Source organism: Falsiroseomonas oryzae (genome assembly GCF_027856955.1).
Lineage (GTDB): Bacteria > Pseudomonadota > Alphaproteobacteria > Acetobacterales > Acetobacteraceae > Falsiroseomonas > Falsiroseomonas oryzae.
In genome coordinates, this window is the sequence record NZ_JAPSMD010000880.1 from 1 (window position 1) to 972 (window position 972).

The 972-nt window shown below is 76.4% G+C and carries 1 protein-coding gene; it reads right to left on the bottom strand.

The window, feature by feature from the left end; genetic code table 11:
- The coding region (locus OZN99_RS32420; protein ID WP_456299927.1) for a hypothetical protein at positions 1–972 on the bottom strand (972 nt) is incomplete at both ends.

The following is a 972-nucleotide window of genomic DNA, read 5'->3' on the forward strand; positions in this document are numbered from 1 at the left end:
GCCCTGCGCATCCGCCACCGCCTCGCCCAGGATGTCGTTGCTGCGCGCCAGCAGCGCCACGCGCGCGCCGGGCCGCACCGCGGCGTCCGAGAAGCCGCGGACCTGCGCCGCCAGCCCGCCCGGGCCGCGCCAGGCGGTGACGCCGAGATCGGTCACCAGCACCGCGACCGCCGATTCCGCCTGGAAGCGGCTGCGCGATCCGTCGCCCGGCCGCGCCAGCAGCACGTACATGCCGGGGCCGGCGGTCAGCAGCGCCTCCGGCAGCGGCAGCGCGTTGCGCACCAGCCGGTTCGGCTCGGCGGCCGGCATCTCGACGCGGCCTTCCCAGACCACGCGGCCCATATCCTCGGCCAAGCCGCCGGCCAGCCAGCTTTCCATCTGCTCGCCCGGCCGCCAGTCGCGCGTCAGGTTCACCAGGTTACGCTCGGTGATGCGCGTCACGCGCAGCGTCATCTGCGTGACGTTGACCGTCGCCACCGTCAGCCGCGGCTGCTGCCCGCGCGGCAGGATGAAGCCGCGGCTGTCGAAGACGATGCGCGGCGCGCGGTTCGGCATGGCGACGTTCAGCGTCGCGTCGCGCATCACGCGCAGCCCGTCCTCGCCCGGCATCCCCGCGCGCAGGATCAGGCGCGTGCTGCGCCCCCAGGGCAGCCCGGCAACGCAGATCTGGTCGCCCTCCTTCGTCACCGCCATGCCCGGCACGGCGGGCTCCGCGCGGATCCAGTCGCCCGGCTGCCAGTCGGTCCGCCGCGCCGGGGCCGAGGTGAAGGCGAGGCAGGCCCGCGCCGGCTCGGCATCCGGCTCCGTCCGCACCTGGCGCACCAGCAGGCCGGCGGCGCGGCGCGCGGCGGCCAGCGCCTCGCGGTGCTTCGCGTCCTCCGGCGCGCGCTCCACCACCGCCTCCAGCGCCTGGATCTGCCACATCGGCCGGTCCAGCCGGCGCAGCGCCTCCGCCATCACGAGCAGCGAGGG